We start from the raw sequence: 20,231 nt of genomic DNA, 5'->3' as shown, positions 1-20,231 counted from the left end.
ACGCGTCCAGCCGAAGGCGACTTTGATTGATTTATTATGAGCTTAGCTGCCGATTTACATAAGGAGTTACTATCGCGCTACAAACAGCTGGCGAAATAGTTAACGCTAAAAATAAAGTGCAAATTCAACATCTAAGTGCACCAATATGAAGGGGTCATAACGCTCATGCCAAGCAGCGCAGTTTACAGCGTCCATAGCTTGAGCGCCTTGCTATGTGTTTTTATTACTAAGTTTTTAGTATCCCCCAATACAAAATTTAAGATGTGTTTCAATATTAAATTTGAAGAACGGCATTACATTGTTGTGATGTAAAAGAGTGGCGTTTGCAACTCTTATTGTAATGGCTTGTTTAACGTAATCCGGCCTTCTAAAATTTTTGTCCCTTCTTGTGCTGAAAAGCTAAAAAACGGTTTTTCAGTACCAGGAAACTCTATCTCTATGTATTCAAAACCGTTTCTTTCAAACCCATACATACCTTTATTATCATATTCTATTTTAATATATTTATGGGCATCTGTACCTGTGCGAATAGATAGATGGCTATAGCCTGTACCATTATGAACGATAATGGAGTCCTCTGAAAAATTATCTCCGTTACTTGTGCTAATGCTAACTGAGGAAATGTTTGCGCAGTAGATAGGCGTAGTAGAAGTAAGACTGCCATACTCACTCCAAGTGCCTGATATTTCACCAACAGGGTTCAAATCTTTACTCTTTCTATGCATCTCTATTGTTGTTGATATATTGGTATAGCCACTTATTTCAAATGAGGCGGTGATCAGTTCTTCATTAATGATGCGATAATCAATGTTATTGTAAGTAAAAGCATTATTTATAACTTCTACTTCTTCATAGCCGTTGTAACAATTTGGAATTTCGATGGTGCCATCGCTTTTTCTTCTAATAACCCAGTGTAATTCTGATTGGCTTTGCTGATACGAGCTAAAACCAGAATCGAACACACTTATGCTTGTTTGCTGAGTGCCTGACCAAACCCCCGAAATATCGCTTTCATTATCTTGGTCATTTTTATCTTCTTCAAAAATATCTAGCTCACATCCAGATAATAGAAAGAAAAATAGAGTGAAGGTAATTTTAAAAGGCGTATTCAAAGCACATTCCTTTGGCATAAATGAGTAATGGGTTGTAAATTTTTTAATCGATTAAGCGCTATATTAATGGTTTAACGGGCCGTATTCGAGCAGTATGCTTAAATGTAGATAGCTAATCACTCTCTGCGGAGAGATACAAGTGGTCAAGTAAATCCGGCCACTAAGTTAATCAAGACACTCATGATAAGAAATTAACACTAGGTCAAGAAAGTCTATTTTTTATATCAGCACTATAAACCCTACATTATTCGTATTTCAGTTTTTAAAGCCATGGTTATTCTTTATTCAAATAGGAGAATGCCATGCCAAAACCAAGGAAGGAACAAGTCAGCTTAGAAGCCACACCCTATTATCATTGCGTTTCACGTTGTGTGCGCCGTGCATTTTTGTGTGGTGTGGATGTAATGACCAATGAAAACTACGAACATCTCCGTGGCTGGCTTGAAAACGAGCTACTCAAGCAAGCCCAAGTGTTTGCCATTGATATGGCTGCGTATGCCATAATGTCCAATCACTATCATGTTGTGTTGCATATTAATAAAGCGAAAGCCAATGATTGGCCTTTAAAAGACATAATCGAACACTGGCATCAACTTTACAAAGGCCATGCTTTAAGTCAACACTTCAAGTTAGGCGAGACATTAACTCAAGCAGAATTCGATAAACTCTCTGAAATTGTCGAAACATGGCTTTTGGCTTGCCATTTAAATTAACAGATTATTTAGAATTGGTTGATTACACTGGCCGTATTTTTCGTGACGACAAACGCGCTAGCATTTCAAACAATCTACCTCCGATTTTACAACGCTTAGGTATTGAAGCGAATAACTGGCTAACCCTCACCACATCGTTCGAGAACAACTTTAAAGATTTAGTAGGCTGTCCCAGTGCCTTGGGTAAAGCAGTTGTATTATTACATCGAAAGCGACGACCCAGTTTTAATAATTGCAAAACGCTGTTTTCTTAAACTCAAATCATCAAGCCAGCATCAAAAACACTTTAATGTGATTTTGGTGCATCTGAGAATTTGATTTATACAGAATATCGCCAACCTAAACTCGATCACAGCAACACTAAAAGCAATTTACTTATTAAAATACTCGTAATTATAAGGTGCCTTAATGTAAAAACACTGGCCAATACATTTTTCTTAGCATGAGTGTCTTAGTTATTCTTTGTTTAATACTCTAACCTTATGCTCCTAATTACTATAATTAATGTAAGTAGGCGTATAAGGTACACTCTTTTCATTAATCCATGACTTCCCCTTGGGCGGGTAAATTAGTACTCCCTGAGTTTTATTGTATATAACAGGTGACCATTGAAATTGCTCGTCTAGCATTTTAAGATTTAGTACTTGTCCAACAAAATAAGTATTATTTTTTTCTGCTTTGAAGTTTATCAACTCAGTGAATAAGTGCGGGGTGCGCCAATAGTCTATGTGCAATAATAATCGCTGATCTCCTGGCAATGTTTTTAGAACAAAAGATCCATCCCAACTATTGTTAAAGCTACCAGTATTATTAAAATGTTTATTATCACCAATGATATCGTTTAGCGATACAACGACCACTGTACTAACAGGTGATACATTAAAGCCATAACGCTCCAGCGAAAGTTCTTCTTCAATAGATGCCTTGCATAATTCGTCACAGCTAGATTCTATAATTGACAGGTCTTGATCTAACATATCAGACCCTTCATATAACTTTATAGGAGTTGCTGTGCATCCAGTTACAAATAGGGAGAATAACAAAATTGAAATCTGAAAAGCTGACTTCATAAAACTAATCCTTTAAAACATAACTGCTGTGGCTTCGGGGATCCGAAGCCCACCGTCGTTATGTTGTACCAATGGATTTCAGGAAACTGAAAAGCCTTTGGACCTATTTACTAATTTCAATTACAGACAATGCATCATGTCCAGTGATGCAATTACCTGAGATGCCGTCAACTACCATTATAATTGGTAGACCCGAAGCCAAAGCTGCTAAAGCAGTGCTATACATTGTCTTGCCTTGAAATTTATTCATATCAAATGCTAAATGTGATGAGGCAACACAATTATTCTTTGAAGCCCATGTTCCGCAAACTCTCAGGTATGCGATATCAGACGTAGCGCTAGATTGTAACCCGCAAACATTTACAGTGTATTCACCAGCGCCAGCGTTAGCACTATGATGAAAAAATGCAGCAAGTAATATTAGTAATCGAAGTCTCATCAAATCTTCCTACCTATGGTTATGCCTTACAGTAATAAAAGAACATAACGCTGAGTGAATGGGCAGCTTTGCTGCGAAGCAGCGCTTAAAGCTGTCCAGCCAGCTTGCTGGCGTGCATTGCACGTTTTGTTATGTGTTGCTAATTGCACTGATGTTCTTCCTTGTAGGGATGACTAACTTCATAGTCACATTCACATGCCTCGTAATTGAAGCTGCCCCCAGAATCTAGGCAGCTATCTACTTGGGGCGATGCCAACAAATTGGGGAGAACGATTGCAAGCCCAAGCCCGATGATGATCGGTGCTACGAATAGCCAAACCATTAACTTCGATTCCATTTTTGAAGTGGCTATTAATGTTGATCTCTCAATCTCCCTGACACATAACTTCGCCTTCATCCGTTTTTTTCGGATGCAAGGCATTGTTATATTTATTCGCTTAATTCAACGCCAGTTACTACTTCGACATATTCGCCGATACCATAACTTGACAGTATATTGATCTTTTTACCTGTAGCCTTTGCAGTAAGCCATAATGAATAGATCGAATCTAAAGAATCGTCTTTGGCAACCCAACACCAGTGCCCATAATCCGTTACCGATCGCATTATTACTACCGGACCTTCAATTACGATATGTCCCGCTATAGGTTTGCAGCCCTGAATTTGATCAACACCTGCATATACTTGCAAACGACCAATTGACAAGTTTGGCGCTGATGTTGCTGAAACCAACCCAGATAAAAACAGGATTACAAAAAGTGTGTACCGCATGTATTCACCTTGAAGATATAACAATTTGGTTATTCGGATGGATCTTGATAACCATCTATATATGCGAGGGGAAGTGATCAGCACTTTCCCTTTGCCATCAGTGGTTTATCTCATCCATGTTAATTGCTGGCGAATATTACCTAACCGAAAAAATACGTCAATCAAATAAATGGATATATCCCCGTATATCATCATCAAAAATATTGAACTACGCTACAGCCCTTTAATAGAAAGGGATACAGCGCTTTGTAAGAGATCTCTTAAATTATGGTTATACGGGTTGATCCTTAATAATCCTATGCATATAAATACAGCACAATACAATTTCGGGGGTATTAAAGAGGATGATCCATGGCCAAATTACAGGCGGAGTTTCACGATAAAATGCGAGCGGCTCATTACGCACTAAACACCGAGCGGTCTTATTGGTAAAGTCTCAAGACACTCATGTAAATCCTTAACATGAGCGCCTAATTTAGTTACAACTTAAAGTAAAGCCACCACATCAAAACTGATAGCGAAAATACCCTCCAGAGGTTGCGTTATCAGGGTACCAATCAAATTCGATGGGTGTTGAGCCATTCACATAAAAATCATTATTGCCAAACACAACAAAGTTCATCGCGTTAGTTGGGCTGCCGATCCAATGTAACGGTAAAAACACCTCGCCCGTCTTGCCGCTCCAAATTCGTCCCATTTGATAACCACCACTATTGGGTGAAACGATCCAGCTCCAATCGCTCCCTGTGCCTGCATATTGGTAAACATTAACGCCTTCGATCAGATAATCAGCGCCAATTGGAAAGTCGTTAATACCAGCAAAACTGCCTTTGAATCCCGTTGTGGGGTCATCATCGCTATCGATAAATACTTGAAAGCCCCAACTAATATAGATGTTGGTTTGATTGGTATAGGCCATGAACAATTCATTTGTATCGGTCGTATGAGCGACTTGAATACCGGCCCAATTAGCTTGATTACCTTGACCACTAATGTGGCCGGCAGCGCTGACTGCCACAATATCATCTGGGTCTGAGGGAAACGCTTCAATGGTCGACCAATCGCCTAGTAAACCATCTAGAGTAATGGACGATTTAAGAATTGGGTTGGAAATTGGCGTGGCAAGAGAATACGTCATACCCGGATCCCCCTCGTTCCGATTACCCTTAGCATCTTCTGCATAGACTTTGATGCGGAAATCATCGCCCATACTCAAACCACTAACGATGGTTTGGTTGGCACTATTATTAGCGGGGTTATGTAACCATGCAGGATTGGTTGTGAAGGTAACATCGTCATAAACAGTAGTGGTACCAGCTGAAAGGTTCTCAACAGAAATGTCGTAATGAATAGGATAAGACTGATCAATCACCGTATCCCATGTAATCACAATATCCGTTGGTGTTGCGCCTTCTGTTATGGATTGAACTCCCACTCTCATATTTGTGTTGGGCGTGTTATATAAACTATGACCTGTGTTGTCCCAACTGGGTGGCGCATTATCGTTTTGACTGTCGGGTAAAAAATTAGCCATGGCCAAGCTATGAGTCGCCAAGTCACCATCCGGTGCTAAATAGTTAATAAACCCCATTTCTCTGATGCCAATATCAAAGCTATCTGATTCAACGTTCAGGCGACCACTTTGATAATCTAAACCGAACACCGTAAAACCGTCTTCTCGATTCGACTCAGCAATGACTTTTGGTGCGGAGTTAAAGCGGTTTTCGTTGTAGTACTCAGACACGCCATTTGCCCCGTCGCTTGAAGGGTCACTGTCATAGCGAAAACTTTCAAACAAAAATGCATTCACATACGGGCGAATGCTGTAATCAATTGAATATTCATTCGTGATGGGGCTTTTAAGCCCTGGTGAAAAGTAAAATGCACCGCGATTGGCCATCACGAGTTTATTGGGATACTGATCACTAATGAATTTAACGGTTTGTTGCATGGCCTGAGCGGTCCAAGGATACCAGCCGGCATTATCATAAGGCCCTGCTGTATCAATAGTATCTAAAAAGAATCCATCAAAACCGAAGTTCGCTGAACGATCACGAAGGTTGGATGAATCCCTGCTGCCCGCTAATTGCTGCAAGCCTGCTTTGTATTGGCGGCCAGCGACATTCGCTGTGCCGATTCGCATGTTATCCAATACCCAACGCCAATTAGCATCGGGGTACACCATAAACCCATGAAAGTGAGGGTTTAAATCTGGCACGCCATCCGGTGTGAATCGAGCCGCCGTTGTGACACTTTCAACATTACCGTCTGCCTTATAAGTAACGGTTTGCGTATCAACATCCATATAAAAGCTTTGAAGTGTTGTACCGGATACGGTTAGGAGTTGATTAGAGGATGAATCGTACGTTCTCATCCCCGTACCATTACCTAGCGCAGATTCTAGGGATTGATTAACATAATCTTCACCAATACTGATGTACCCCAAAACCCTATCCACACCACCCGCTTTTAAAGCTTGGACAATCTCGGGTGTGAACGTCCACTGGTTTGGCTGAACCACAACCACATCAAAGTCAGACAAAGTATTAATAACAGATTGGTTAATAACCCAATTGTCTGGGTTGGCTTGTGTATTGGTATAAAAATCATTCCCGTAATAAACAATAAACTTGGAATCACTATTTATATTAGGAATCGGGCCTCGGTCAGCTAACGCATTTGTCGTTAATACAGCGGAGAGGGCTAAAGCGAGAATAGTTAAGTAATATGTATTCATGAGCATTAATCCGTTAATGGGAAACTATAAGCTAGCACTGAAATAAGCTAATTGTTAGAGACACATTGTAACGAGCGGCTTAAAAACCGGAGCGGCTAAAGAGGCGATTTCGCCCCTTTGGCTTTGCTCGGTACTTAACTATGAAGTCGGTAAATTGCTCAAGTTAACCGATTATCTTACAGACATTAAACGAACAGCAACTATTTAACGTAACGATAGCCGCGGCTTATTCAAACAACCTTCGCCAATAACACCGACATTGAGTAAGTGATTTAACAAATCATTATTGGGCATTAAGCGCACATGTAATCTATTTAAAGCGTGACTTATTTCCCCCTAGACTAAAGTAGTCTTGGATTTTATTGCAGCGAAGATGAGAATCTAGTTAAATTACTCTAAAAATATTCATAAATGTAAAGCACTCACGACAAGAACATACGGCTAGATCAAGCAAACCTATTTTTAATTCATAAAAAGTTAATTTAAGTTGTCGCATTCTAGCCGAACCTTCAATTGCTTAACGTATTTAATATGACGTACTTGCCCGATTACTTTCTACAAGCCAATAATCATAGGGCCTCAGATAACCCCAGTAAATGTATCGATCCGTAATTTACGCGCAATTCGAATATAACTCAGACATTGAATGCGTAATTTTTTATACGTTTTTATAGTGAGAACTTAACTTAATATATAAATAAAATTACTAATACAACGTATTACCTTACTTTTATGTCGCGCGATTTTATCTCAAAGCATACGATTTCGTGACGCCTTTTACGAGAATTAAGTAAGGTAAAAGCATTAATTATATTATTTAATAATTAGTCAAACCGCGCAAAATATAAATCAAATCCTCTTAATTCCACCAAAATCTAAAACTATCTAGACAGTCATATTAAGAGAAAAGTATGAGTTAAAAATTACTCATACATTCGTCTTATCGCGCTTTAATTGATACCTATCCATGATAAATAATAAATCGGAACAGATCGCAACATGCCAAAGCTCAGAAAGAAACAAGTGAGTTTAGAGGACAAATCTATTACCACTGCGCATCACGCTGTGCTTTTTTTTGCGGAACTGACATCAACACTCAGCAAAACTTTAAACATATTCATGACGGGTTTAAAACGAGCCATACAATCAGGCTCGTGTATTTGCAATCGACATGACGGCTTATACGATTATGTCGAACCCGAGTCATGTGGCTTTACACATCAACAAACAGCAAGCTGATACTTGATAATTTTATGACGTGATTAAACGTAGGCATTCACTCTGCCCTTAATCAGCGTTTAAGCTTACCCTTTAAGTTAACTGATTATTTTGAACGATTAGGTTGGACAGGCGGAATCATCCAATAAAATAAACGAAGCGCTACAGCAAAATAATTACCATCTATTTTACAACGCTTAATCATTAGCACTGAAAACTGAATTGAGTTCACTCAAACCATAGAGACAAATTTTAAAGGATTGATTGGTAAACCGGAGTCACTACATAACGACCCAACCAAATTTAACCGACAGCGACGATCAAGAATTCAGTCTAGTCACAGCTTGCTTGCTTAATTTATAATGCTTGCAAATGAAATACACACCTGAATATCTCAGGCGCTTTGCTATGGTATAAATTAAAAAATAGAATAAAAAATATAATATAAAATTTATTATTTTATATTAATAAATCTGCCCAACATAAAACTACCGCCTGACTTTTACGTCGTGTTATTTAATATTAAATTCATAATTTCTTGAAGAACTTTACGGAAAACAATAATAAAAAATTTATTATAATCACCTTAAATTACTCACAACGTGAAAAACTATAAATACTTAAGCTCACATAAACTTACAAAAAAAATAATGTATTAGGCCCATAACAAAGCCACAAGAAAACCTAAAACAGAAACACTTATTACATTTAAAATTACATTTTATTACATTACATTGAAGTTAAACTTTAATTAAAACTAAAAAAAATGTTTACTTATTGTTATTCAAGACTATCTTAATGGGGCGTGATCCAAAACAGTAACCACTCACAAAGGATTAAATAATGCGTAAATTAAGTACTCTAAGTTTTTCTGTATTAGTTGGCTTATCAGCTGTGCCAACTTATGCCGCAGAACTTATGTCTGTCGACAAAAGTCGTGCAATTGAAGGTAAATATATCGTTGTATTTAAAACGCCCTCGGTTTTAAATATTCAAAGCAGTGACGCTATCGCAGATTTTGCCAGCTCACAATCGGCGAATTTAAGTAATCAATACAACATCGATGTGGTCCAGAAGTTTGGCGGCATTCTAAACGGTGTTGTTGTTAATGCCTCGGATAAAACAATTCAACAAATGCTTAGCAATCCGAATATTGATTACATTGAACAAGATCAAATGATGTCGGTTAACCCCATAATGGAAACAAACGCAAATCAACCAAATGCAACCTGGGGCTTAGACCGTATTGACCAACAAGACCTCCCTCTTAATTCAAATTACTATTATGATTTTGATGGGTCTGGCGTCACAGCGTATGTTATCGATACCGGTGTGCGCATAAACCACAATGAATTCGGCAATCGTGCATCTCACGGTTATGATTTCATTGATAACGATTCAGATGCAACAGACTGTAACGGGCATGGTACACATGTTGCCGGCACGATTGGTGGTGGTGATTACGGGGTTGCTAAAAATGTAAACATTGTAGGTGTGCGCGTACTGGACTGTAATGGCGGAGGCTCAAGCTCAGGGGTTATTGCAGGTATTAACTGGGTTAAAGATAATGCGTCGGGCCCTTCTGTTGCAAATATGAGTTTAGGCGGTGGCGCTTCACAAGCAACTGATGATGCCGTCAATAATGCCGTAGCAGCAGGCATTAGTTTTGTAGTAGCCGCGGGTAATGACAGCAGAAACGCCTGTAGTTATTCACCGGCTCGGGCAGAGAGTGCCATCACCGTTGGCTCAACAACCAGCAGCGACAGCCGTTCAAGTTTTTCAAACTATGGTAACTGCTTAGATATCTATGCACCTGGTTCAAGTATTAAATCAGCATGGTACAACTCAGATACAGCAACAAATACCATCAGTGGCACATCAATGGCCTCACCGCATGTTGCTGGGGCGGTTGCACTCTACCTTGAAGAAACGCCCTCTTTAAGCCCATCACAAATCGAAACCATGCTCAACCAGCGCAGTGCTAAAAACAAAGTATCTGATGCAAAATCTGGTTCACCGAATGAGTTACTCTACACATTAGAAGGTGGCATTGTTGTACCACCAGAAGAAAATGAACTCACCAATGGACGAAGTGTTAACGCCTCAGGCGCTCAAGAGTACAAATACTTTTTATAAGTTAGTTGTTCCTGCAGGTTCTGAATCGCTATCATTTGATACGAATGGTGGCACAGGCGATGTTGATATGTATGTACAAGTCGGTCAAAAACCTTCTACAACTAACTACAACTGCCGCCCATATAAAGATGACAACACAGAAAACTGCACGTTCACTAATCCACAAGCAGGCGATTGGTGGGTGATGCTCAATGGCTATAGCCAATACAGTGATGTAAGTTTAACTGGCACGTTTAGCGGCGACACTAGCTGTGACGATAACTGCTTAACCAATGGCGTACCAGTCACTGGGCTTTCTGGCGCACGCAACCAAGAACTCGTCTACACCATTGATGTACCTGCCAATGCAACGCTAAATATTAGCATGTCTGGTGGCACGGGCGACGCTGACTTATATGTTCGCAAAGGTGAGCAACCTACAACGAAAGAGTATGACTGCCGTCCATATGTAGACGGTAATGATGAAAGCTGTAACCTAAACTCTGGGAAAGGCGGTAAATACTATATTACATTAAGAGGATACGACACATTCTCTGGCGTAAGTATTGTTGCTTCTTATTAATTTGCAATAACAACTGATTCTAAAAAATCAGCAATAAATAATACGGCCTATTTTTATAGGCCGTATTTTTTTATTTATGAACAGAGAGTGAAAATTAGTTGAGCCGATAACCTCGTTAATATTTAAAATACTTAAGTACACACATTCGCTTTTACAACATAAAATCAGCACAGGCAGTATCACAACAATCCCTTGTGGGCTCATGCTTACCGTTAATTATTGCTTTCAGCATGCTTTTTACATTAAATTAATACCATCAATTTTTTGAAATTTTTGAAAGCAACAAAATCATTTCGGTAGTAAATATAATATCTGAGATAGGAATGGGTATTTTCTCTTTAAAACTGCCCTCTTCCATATCTATTAACACCTCACCTGTAGCAACGTTACTTGGATCAAAAACTGTAAGAATTAACGTAATAAGAATTAGGCACTCATGATAAGAAGTTAAAATTAACAACTTCATTTGAGTCAAATTTTAAAGATTTAGTCGGCAGCCAAACTGCTTTAGGCAAAGCAGTTGAATTGCTTGATCGCAAGCGGCGACCTAACCTCAAAAATTTCCAAACCTTACTGGCTTAGATTTCACGTCACAATCAACCTAATATGCTATCTATGGCAGGATGTCTGTCGTCAGTATTGTTCAAAAACACGTCATATCAAAACTAACATATAAATAAATCAGGCTAATGAGAATAATCTATCACCCTCACGCGCAACAGCTAATGGGTCAAAGATTAAATGCAACGTGCACTCAGTCTATTTTATTAGCATGAGTGTCTTAATTATTATCAGTTATTTAAAGGTGTCCACATTATCGGGGGAAGTTCAACGTCAAATGGACAAACTTGCTATGTGTCAAACTATTTTACCAAGTACTTTCTTATTAACGCTGATACTACAAATAAGCTAAACCCTGCGAGTAAAAAACAAATGCCAATTTGAGTTGAATCTACTCCTTCAGTGAGAACTATTTTGTAGAACTGGTGCTCACCGCCTGCCGATTCGTGCCCACCAAAAGTAATCTCCACTGGAAGTAAATCACTACCAAAAGCCATTAGAGCTATGATAGTCGATACAACAGCGATGATCTTTAAAGTCATTGCTAATATTTTCATTGTGAAATTATATTCTCGAAATTTTGCATTTAGTCATGACGCCGCATAACAAGGCTGTAGAAAAACCCACAGCCTAAATTTCATTATGGAAATAGAGTAAAAATCACTCTATAAATACGTCTCAGTTTAAAATCCACATAGGTTTTACCATTAAACTTCCTTGAAATTTAACGTAGAGCGCGCTCTACTTTTCTCTTTGAGGTTTTTCTACAGTCTCAACGCCCGCATAAACTGCGGAGTAAACTTGTCGTCTTTTTTTACATCGCTTTGCAAAAAAAAAGACAAATTTACGGAGTCAGATTTAATGCGATGGTTATACATTTTTTAATTTCTCCTCCTAGCTGCCCACTACAAAGACACATTTTAAACAACTGTAATTCTTATCTAAGATTCAATCAATAATTGCCACTTTGGCCAAATTATTTTTGGCTGGCTTGAGGTGTGGAGAGGTCACATGCTGGCCGTATAACTCGCTTCGATATTTTCAAGTTAAAACCTTTGTGCCACTCGGCGCCATTTATTATATCGTATCGTGCACATGTCCACTTAGATGGTACATCTACTTCAAGCAGAAAAGGCTCTGGGAAATTAATCTGAATATGCTTTCGAGGCGTTTGCCCGTGAAGACCAGCCTGTGTCAATCCGCTGGAAAAAGGCAAAAGCAGATCACTCGCTTCAGCTATATCATGCACTATAAAATAATTGAAATTCGCGGCAGGCTGAACGTTGATAGCTGAGGAGCGCCAAGCCAGTTCGCCAACCATCTCGAGCACAGTGCCAGATGGGAGCGTTATTAGCGGCTCATAGTAGACTAAATCGTTAGGCTTTTGGTCTGAAATAACAATAGCTAAAGGCACGTCGTGAAGAGCCACAAAACGACTATGGCCCAGTTTAAACACTGTAATTGGCAGTTTGGTTTCAAAACGTTTTCCGACCAGGTTCTGACCATTGAAATACTCAGAGAACCTGGCACTTTCACTTTGCAGATAACTACTCGTGCAACCGCTAAGCAAAACAATTAATATCAACCAATTATTGAAACTTCTGAAGAAATATCGAAACCAATATACAGATGAATGCTTCATAAAGCTCTTACAGGTCCATAGTATCAAATATGTGGTCGTTTCAATGATAAGCTTCAAGGTATTGCAACAATAAAATGATAAAACAAGCGGAAAGCGGTAGACAGAGTGCTATCCCTGAAATCAATGCCGTACGTTTAAGCCGCAAAACAACAGCAAGCCACATACCTACAGAACAAAGAAAGAGTAAAAAAGGCACATTCCACTCTGAACCGAATAGGAAATAGATAACAATCGAAAAATTTCGTTCAGAAACTGGCTTACCGGCATTAAAAAGCAACCAAAAAAAGAACCAGATCGGCAACGAAATTAGTGCGATAACCTGAAAGGGGATAAATGAACTAAATGCAATTTTCGGGCGCTCAGATGCGGTTTTAGAAAATAGTGGCAACATTAACCCCATACCCCAGCTTTAACAAGGTCTGTAAATAAAGTAGATGCAGTTTTGGCTTTTCCACAGTTATGTTTAATCCCAAATGTTATAACGAGGCTGTAGAAAAACACACAGCCTAAATTTCATTATGAAAATAGAGTAAAAATCACTCTATAAATACGCCTCAGTTTAAAATCCATATAGGTTTTACCATTAAACTTCCTTGAAATTTAACGTAGAGCGCGCTCTACTTTTCTCTTTGAGGTTTTTCTACAGCCTCAACGCAGAGCTTTGCAGCAATTTTGGAGCCGTGTAGCGGTGGGAAAATTGTCAGACAACAGCAACTTCTTAGCTGTTACATCTCAATCGAACTTACAATTTTCCTCAAGGCAAACGCAAAAACTACTACTGCTACGCCCACACCCCAGAGGACCAACTGAACATTAAATAAGAATGAAGCAAACGTCGTTTGGCAACATGGTTGACTAGCTTCGAAGATAGCGGAAGCCAGCGTCAAAAATATTGGTAAAACCAAGAGGCGTTCAACTCGACCATTTTTAAACGGGTCGAACACCCGATATTGACTTGGATCAAAGACCTTGAGAAACAGGCCATAGAACAACACCAGAACGCACGCGAACTCAGCTGCCAACACCGCCGGTGCAAGCAGCAAGATAACCAATGTGCCAATCCCTGTGAGGAAACCGACTACTAATTCCATTTAAACCCTCTTCTCAGTGCAGTTAACGAGGCCTTAGGAAAACCTGATTTAAGACAGCCACTCCGTACGCCTTCTTTCTAAATTTATTTACGCATCAATTTGCCAGATTTTTACTAACTTGCAACTCAATTCATCAGTTTATTGATAAAAACGCTTACAACTCGTTTTATCCACTCTTATCAGGCTGCTAACTGCCCATAATTCGCTAACTTCTCGATGTTATGAATCATACAATACAATTACCATTGCGCTTCAACTTTCTTTTTCCCACGCAAGCTGAAGCGGTTCAATTTTTTATTTGTGCCAATATTTGCAAAGACAGGTTCTACTACTGACATTCTATGGCTGTATATTTGTTTGCCTTCTTTACTATCTACTCTGTGTTTCATCCAATCTGTATGACTGGGTTTGCGCTTGTGCGATAAAGTGAATGACACCTGTCGACCACTTCCTTTCCGGTGATCTGCTGACGCTGGGTTTTGCATACATTGTGTTTTTAGTTCGCAATTTCGACACTGCATGATGCGCCCATTAAAAAAGGCCTTAGGCGCACCTGATTCCGATACCCTTGTATTTTGATAGCTTAAGGTTTCACCGGCTGGGCAAACACAGATAAGGTTTACTGGATCAAATTGAAACTCACTGGGTGGAATCACATTGCGAACTCTACCAGCCTTCTTTTCATTCTGATGGCGTTTACCGTATTTCTTTTTTTGTTCAGCGAATTTTGGATCACGACTCCTAAATTGATTGTCGGGTATGTAAGCATTAATGCCAGATTCATTTAAGAATTCCATATTGGCTTCGTTGGCGAAGCCTGTATCCGCCGTAACAATGGTATCGTCTTGATAGATGTTTTCACTGATTTTTAGGCGCTGATATTTATCTTGAATTTTTTCAACAATCGGCTTTAAGGTATGATGCTCTTGCCCTTCTCCAAAGGCTTGAGCATCAATAATAATCTGATGCTTTTTGTCGACGGTGGCGACGCCATTATAGCCTTGTATAGTGCCTTTACTGGTGGTCATCTTGGCTGATTGATTATCAGTAATATTGATTTTAACTTGCTTGATTTTTTTGCCTTGCCCCATCCTTGGGTTAGACGTCTTTAGGAATCGATCGATTTTATCGTGTGCTTTAGAGAGGGTTTCAATGGCTTGCTCTGTTCGCTTAATACGCTCTTCGCCTAGCGATTCATGTTTGTCGATTTGTTTATGTTCAGTGATTTGATGGTTGATAAGACGTTTTAACTTAGCACGCTTTTCTTCTAATTCCTTAAAGGTGCCTGACCATTCTTTTGCAGCGTTAGATGACATCTGTAGTGGTACAGTGATTTTGGCCACCTAAATAGAGGTGATATCATCACCTCATAAGTATCTTAGGTGACATATGAGTAAGCAAGGTAGAAAGCATTTTACACCCGAATTTCGTTTAGAAGTTGCACAACTAATCGTTGATAAAAATTATTCTGTACGCGAAGCTGCTGAGTTAATGAATGTCGGTAAATCCACCGTCGATAAGTGGGCAAGACAGCTCAAACTTGAACGTGATGGTGGCATACCAGCAGCATCCCCAATGACCCCTGATCAAATCAAAATTCGTGAGCTGGAAAAGAGAATTAAAGACATTGAAGAAGAGAAAGAAATCCTAAAAAAGGCTACCGCTCTCTTGATGTCGGACTCGATGAGAGGTTCTCATTAGTCCAGAAGCTGAAAGAGAGCTACGCCGTTACGAAGCTATGCAATGTATTTGAAGTGTATCGCAGTAGTTTTAAATATTGGTTAAGTCACCCAGAAAAACTTACCTCTAAAACGATTGAGTTGCATAGTAAAATTCGGGAAATGTTCAGGCTAAGTAACGGCTCTGCGGGCGCGAGAACAATCAGTGCGATGGTGACTCAATCAGGTATTAAATTAAGCCGCTACAGGGCAAGAAAAGCCATGCAGCACTTGGGTATAATTAGCAAACAACCTTTTGCGCCGAAGTACAAGAAAGCAAATAACGAGCACCTTGCAGTGCCCAATTTACTTAATCGCCAGTTTAATGTGGCCGCACCTAATCAAGTTTGGTGTGGTGATGTCACTTATGTTTGGATCGGGAAAAGATGGGCTTATTTAGCTGTTGTAATGGATTTATACGCCCGCAAGCTAATTGGCTGGGCGCTCTCATTATCGCCAGATAGTCAGTTAACCAGTAAAGCTTTACAACATGCCTATGAAAGCCGAGGGCAACCTAAAGGAGTGATGTTCCATTCCGATCAAGGTATGCATTACACCAGTAGAAAGTTTAGGCAAACACTATGGCGCTGCCAGATAAAACAAAGCATGAGTCGTCGAGGTAATTGCTGGGATAATGCACCAATGGAGCGATTTTTTTAGAAGCTTAAAAACAGAATGGATGCCGAAATATGGGTATAGCAATTTTGCTGAGGCTGAATATTCGATAACAAATTATATCGCAGGTTATTATTCTCAGTTGAGACCACACCAGCATAATAATGGGAAGACTCCAAATGAGGCAGAAGGATTATTCTTTCAAGCCTCTTAAACTGTGGCCAGATTTACTTGACCACTTGTATCTCTCAGCAGAGGGTGATTAGCTATCTCCACTGCTGGAAGCTAGTGAGGATGTTTGACCACATAATGCTCTGACATTGTATTGTAGATTATCCCCTAGCTTCATTTCTCTTTATTACTGGATGGTATCCAAGCGCTCAGTCACGACTGATGATGCTGTATGAACAAGTGGAGTTAAAAAAGATGATTGCATATATTGGAATAGATGTTGGTAAGCAATTTTTAGATATATGCTATATGAGCAGTAACACTACAACTAAATTAAAATCGAAACAATTTAATAATCAGAAAGCCGACTTTAAAAATATGAGTCGCTGGATCAAGAAGTTTCTTATATCTCCCAGTGAGATCCTGATAACCGTTGAAGCAACCGGCGTATATCATGAAGCAATTGTGAATTTCTTACATGAAGAAGGTTTTAACATATTTGTTTCTAACCCTGGTAGAGCTAAGAAGTTTGCCCAGTCATTAGGTCTTTTACATAAGACAGATAAATCTGATGCTGCAATGTTGGCTAAATATGGGGCATTGCAGACTAACGATCTATACCTTTGGAAGCCAGAACCCCCTCAATCAAGGGAGATTAAAGCCTTAGTAAGAAGGTTAAATGCCCTAGAAAAGGATTACCAGCGAGAAAGTAATCGTCTTGAAGCAAGTAGTATTAGCGGTGCATCTAACTACGTGATCGAATCTATACGACGAATAATATTAATTTTAAAGGCTGAGATCAAAGAACTACACAAAGTCATTGATGATCTAATCGATAGCGATCCTGAGATGAAAGTGAACCATAAGTTATTGTTAACAATCGTTGGGATTGGCAGCGTAATGGCAAGAGAACTAACCTGTTTGTTCTCAACAAAGTCCTTCAATAATGCAAAGCAGGTAGCAGCATATGTTGGGCTTATTCCAAAACTAAACGAGTCAGGAATATTTAAGGGGCGGACAAGTTTAAGTAAGTCAGGACCATCAAGGATTCGCTCAAAACTCTACTTGGCTGCCGTTTCAGCAAGCAAGTACAACCCAGATATAGTGGCACAAAAAGATAGACTCATTCGAGCAGGGAAGTCAAAAATGCAAGCTCTTGGTGCAGCAATGCGAAAAATGATTCAAATTTATTTTGGCGTAATCAAGAACCAAACAGCCTATCAGTCGCAGGTCAATGTAGCTTGACACAAACTTTATAGATGGTATCTACAAAGCCATCTATACCACCAATGCCGTTGAAGCGGTACATCGGCAATTTAGAACACTGACAAAAACCAAAGGCGGTTTTGCCAACGAAAACAGCTTGCTGAAATTATTGTACGCGGGTATTTTGAAAGTCTCTGAGCGCTGGACGCATCCCGTGCAAAATTGGAATCTTACGCTGTCGCAGCTGGCGATTCATTTTGAAGGTCGACTGGATGAACACATCGACCTGTAGAAAATTTAACTGACACAGAATTTTGAACAGCCTCCAATTACCTTCAGAAACCACTGAAACACAAAACCCTCCAATAGTTTTTATACTGGAATCTTTGATAACTACATTCATAGCAGCCTCAAGTTCACTTAAATCCGACTGTTGCGTGATGCTTTTTGTTAATAATTTATAGCCATAAGAGTCACCAATGTAGCAATAATCAGGTTCCGTAATAATTCCACTAGCAATTTTGTATATCTTTTTATCAATCGCATCGCATCGCATAATAAGAAATCTGTGGAATTTGAATCTTCCAAACTACTAATCCGTAACTGCTTTAAAGTTGTTTGTAAATCCCAACTTTCTTTTTTAATTTGGTCAAAAGCATCTTGAGCTATTGAAACAGTACCTGCAAATGCAATAGTGACTGCCCCATTATTAACTATAAATAACTTCAATCCACCATTTTTCTGATAATCAGAATAACGAGGTAACTTACACTTGATGTCATGACTTAATTTAGTATCACTAACGAGGTAACTTACACTTGATGTCATGACTTAATTTAGTATCACTAACGATGTAAATATCACCTTCCTGAACTTTCTTAGCAAAGATTAAACTCATTTAAATTCTCGTATATTCCAAATAACAGACAAAGGCTTAACATTTTATTCATAAGACCTTGCAAGCTTCCCTACCTTGCAAGGTAGAATAACCTTACAAGGTAAGGAGACCTGATTATGTACCGTCGTAGCAATAAGTACCAACAATTAAGGGCCCGTATAGCTCAGTCTATTGCTAAACGGGAAACTCAAAGGCTTAGGAGTGTAAGCGAGTCAGGTGCTGAACCACTACTGCCAGACTTACGCAAAAAGATTGAAATAACCAGCTATGACACGGGCGAATCAAAGACCATAACATTTGAATTATTTCAAAGTGACCGAATTGACTGCTATTAAGTTTTGGTTCATGGCAAGCTTTGGAAAAAACGCGTCGGCCTTAGCAAGATACTGGAAGGTATTCGTAAAGCCTTACCCCGGCACAGCCGATTGGAATAGCTATCATCTTCGCTCTGACTTTCATTGATATGCAGACCAGACGACGCTTGGTTTAAATTAATACCATAGAATGAGTGAGAATCAATGGGTCTTCTACTTTTTTCACACCACCCGTTTACGATATTCCCGCGGCCCCATTAAAAACCAGCGCTGGCAACTGCGTGAAAAACCCGATTGTTCCGAATAACCCAATAGCCGTGAAACTTGCCCAAGCTTTAAGGCCTTTTCTTTTAAATACATTTCAGCCAATTCTTTGAGCACCTTGTCTTTTATCTTACGAAAGTTAGTACCTTCGGCTTCTAATAAACGGTGCAGTTGGCGCACGTCCATTTCGAGTGCTTTGGCCACGGATTCGTTGGAGCATTGCTCAGCCATTAATAAGGGCTTTATAAGTGCCTCTACCCGTTCGCTGAGTGAAGATTGCTTGGCTAAAAAGTGGCTTTCTAAATAGCTATAAGCCATGGCGCCTAGCTCGGTTTGCTGTGAGCTTAAGGGAAGATTTAAGTCGCGGGCATTCACCTCATAACCGGATACGCCTTGGTTGAAGGCAATCTCACAAGGAAAAGCTTTACGATAAACCGCATTGGTATTCACTGGTGAATGAGGCAATAAAACTTTGAGGGGCACGGCTTGGCCACCGCTTAGCATATGGATAATCTTGGCGGATAACGCCATGGTGAGCTCTACCGCTTGGGTGCATTTAGGCAAGGGCTTGAGCAAGATTTCTACGGCCACCAATAAGGTTTGCCCACCAGGTAACACACTGACATTTAACCCTAAAGCGGGTGTATACACATGCAAATAACTTGAAACCCGTTGTAATGCTTGGCCTAGATTTTCGCTTTGCTGAGCAGCCAGTGCAATGGGGCCAAGTACGCTAAAGTCTTGCTGGTTGGCGCAGCGAATACCGAAGTCATGGCATTTTAGGGCTTTTGCACTGGCCTCTAGCAAACCCACAAAATTGCGATACGGGAACATGTAGCCTTCGGTTTCGAGCTTGACGCGGTCGAGCTTAAACGGTGCCAATAAAGCATCTGGGTTACCGCCCAGTTGCTCAACTAGCTGGCAATAGCCAGTTAAGGATTCGCTTCTTACCAATTGTGTCATGGGTTTTACTTAGTCAAAGTGGCCGCTTAT

At 39.7% G+C, this 20,231-nt stretch carries 17 protein-coding genes and 3 pseudogenes; 7 read left to right on the top strand and 13 right to left on the bottom strand.

The genetic code is table 11. The annotated features are described in order from the left end of the window. Positions 1-332 precede the first annotated feature (332 nt). The gene (locus ACU6U9_RS16280; protein ID WP_446736065.1) at positions 333-1,112 is read right to left on the bottom strand and encodes a hypothetical protein; all 780 of its coding nucleotides are present in this window, start codon (positions 1,110-1,112) and stop codon (positions 333-335) included. Positions 1,113-1,414: 302 nt separating this feature from the next. Here ACU6U9_RS16280 and ACU6U9_RS16275 point away from each other — a divergent pair, with 302 nt between their 5' ends. Both ACU6U9_RS16275 and ACU6U9_RS16270 read left to right on the top strand, forming a co-directional pair. Then, a complete protein-coding gene (locus ACU6U9_RS16275; protein WP_446736064.1) occupies positions 1,415-1,825 on the top strand; it encodes a hypothetical protein in 411 nt (136 codons plus the stop codon). After that, positions 1,810-2,079, top strand: a complete 270-nt coding sequence (locus ACU6U9_RS16270) for a hypothetical protein (protein WP_446736063.1) — start codon at positions 1,810-1,812, stop codon at positions 2,077-2,079. Before ACU6U9_RS16275 ends, ACU6U9_RS16270 begins: the two co-directional genes overlap by 16 nt. Positions 2,080-2,313: 234 nt before the next feature. Here ACU6U9_RS16270 and ACU6U9_RS16265 read toward each other — a convergent pair whose 3' ends face one another. The 5 genes from ACU6U9_RS16265 to ACU6U9_RS16245 form a co-directional block, all read right to left on the bottom strand. Continuing rightward, on the bottom strand, positions 2,314-2,802 hold the full coding sequence (locus ACU6U9_RS16265; protein ID WP_446736062.1) for a hypothetical protein: 489 nt from the start codon (positions 2,800-2,802) through the stop codon (positions 2,314-2,316). Between the two features lie 196 nt (positions 2,803-2,998). Further along, positions 2,999-3,334, bottom strand: a complete 336-nt coding sequence (locus ACU6U9_RS16260) for a hypothetical protein (protein WP_446736061.1) — start codon at positions 3,332-3,334, stop codon at positions 2,999-3,001. 26 nt (positions 3,335-3,360) lie between these two features. Next, complete coding sequence (locus ACU6U9_RS16255) at positions 3,361-3,483, bottom strand: hypothetical protein (RefSeq protein ID WP_446736060.1); 123 nt, start codon at positions 3,481-3,483, stop codon at positions 3,361-3,363. A 280-nt stretch (positions 3,484-3,763) separates the two neighbouring features. Next, positions 3,764-4,105, bottom strand: a complete 342-nt coding sequence (locus tag ACU6U9_RS16250; protein ID WP_446736059.1) for a hypothetical protein — start codon at positions 4,103-4,105, stop codon at positions 3,764-3,766. A gap of 505 nt (positions 4,106-4,610) precedes the next feature. Further along, positions 4,611-6,842 carry a hypothetical protein gene (locus ACU6U9_RS16245; RefSeq protein WP_446736058.1) on the bottom strand — a complete coding sequence of 744 codons (2,232 nt, stop codon included), beginning with the start codon at positions 6,840-6,842 and terminating at the stop codon, positions 4,611-4,613. Positions 6,843-8,903: 2,061 nt separating this feature from the next. On the opposite strand from ACU6U9_RS16245, the gene ACU6U9_RS16240 reads away from it, so the two are divergent. Both ACU6U9_RS16240 and ACU6U9_RS16235 read left to right on the top strand, forming a co-directional pair. Continuing rightward, positions 8,904-10,196, top strand: a complete 1,293-nt coding sequence (locus tag ACU6U9_RS16240; protein WP_446736057.1) for a S8 family serine peptidase — start codon at positions 8,904-8,906, stop codon at positions 10,194-10,196. Continuing rightward, positions 10,144-10,758, top strand: a complete 615-nt coding sequence (locus tag ACU6U9_RS16235; protein ID WP_446736056.1) for a PPC domain-containing protein — start codon at positions 10,144-10,146, stop codon at positions 10,756-10,758. The genes ACU6U9_RS16240 and ACU6U9_RS16235 overlap by 53 nt, the downstream gene beginning before the upstream one ends. A gap of 863 nt (positions 10,759-11,621) precedes the next feature. On the opposite strand, the gene ACU6U9_RS16230 is transcribed toward ACU6U9_RS16235, so the two are convergent. The 5 genes and pseudogenes from ACU6U9_RS16230 to ACU6U9_RS16210 all read right to left on the bottom strand — a co-directional run. Then, a complete protein-coding gene (locus ACU6U9_RS16230) occupies positions 11,622-11,876 on the bottom strand; it encodes a hypothetical protein (protein ID WP_446736055.1) in 255 nt (84 codons plus the stop codon). Between the two features lie 419 nt (positions 11,877-12,295). Then, positions 12,296-12,961 carry a hypothetical protein gene (locus ACU6U9_RS16225; RefSeq protein WP_446736054.1) on the bottom strand — a complete coding sequence of 222 codons (666 nt, stop codon included), beginning with the start codon at positions 12,959-12,961 and terminating at the stop codon, positions 12,296-12,298. Positions 12,962-13,001: 40 nt separating this feature from the next. Further along, a complete protein-coding gene (locus ACU6U9_RS16220; protein ID WP_446736053.1) occupies positions 13,002-13,352 on the bottom strand; it encodes a hypothetical protein in 351 nt (116 codons plus the stop codon). 334 nt (positions 13,353-13,686) lie between these two features. Then, positions 13,687-14,052: a hypothetical protein gene (locus tag ACU6U9_RS16215; protein ID WP_446736052.1), complete on the bottom strand. Its 366-nt coding sequence runs from the start codon at positions 14,050-14,052 to the stop codon at positions 13,687-13,689. Between the two features lie 239 nt (positions 14,053-14,291). Further along, a pseudogene (locus ACU6U9_RS16210) lies at positions 14,292-15,371 on the bottom strand (transposase); the annotation flags it as partial. Between the two features lie 70 nt (positions 15,372-15,441). On the opposite strand from ACU6U9_RS16210, the pseudogene ACU6U9_RS16205 reads away from it, so the two are divergent. The 3 genes and pseudogenes from ACU6U9_RS16205 to ACU6U9_RS16195 form a co-directional block, all read left to right on the top strand. Continuing rightward, positions 15,442-16,599, top strand: a pseudogene (locus ACU6U9_RS16205) (IS3 family transposase). Positions 16,600-16,811: 212 nt separating this feature from the next. After that, positions 16,812-17,801, top strand: a complete 990-nt coding sequence (locus ACU6U9_RS16200) for an IS110 family transposase (protein WP_446736051.1) — start codon at positions 16,812-16,814, stop codon at positions 17,799-17,801. A 13-nt stretch (positions 17,802-17,814) separates the two neighbouring features. After that, positions 17,815-18,054 (top strand): annotated as a pseudogene (locus ACU6U9_RS16195) (transposase); the annotation flags it as partial. 158 nt (positions 18,055-18,212) lie between these two features. Here ACU6U9_RS16195 and ACU6U9_RS16190 read toward each other — a convergent pair. Both ACU6U9_RS16190 and ACU6U9_RS16185 read right to left on the bottom strand, forming a co-directional pair. Continuing rightward, positions 18,213-18,590, bottom strand: coding sequence for a hypothetical protein (locus tag ACU6U9_RS16190; protein WP_446736050.1), 378 nt, complete (start codon positions 18,588-18,590; stop codon positions 18,213-18,215). Between the two features lie 606 nt (positions 18,591-19,196). Next, positions 19,197-20,201 carry an AraC family transcriptional regulator ligand-binding domain-containing protein gene (locus tag ACU6U9_RS16185; RefSeq protein WP_446736049.1) on the bottom strand — a complete coding sequence of 335 codons (1,005 nt, stop codon included), beginning with the start codon at positions 20,199-20,201 and terminating at the stop codon, positions 19,197-19,199. Between the last annotated feature and the right edge of the window lie 30 nt (positions 20,202-20,231).

The organism is Pseudomonas sp. HK3 (assembly GCF_052920985.1).
Note: the sequence above shows the minus strand (reverse complement) of the source record. Positions and strands in the feature narration are given on the sequence as shown.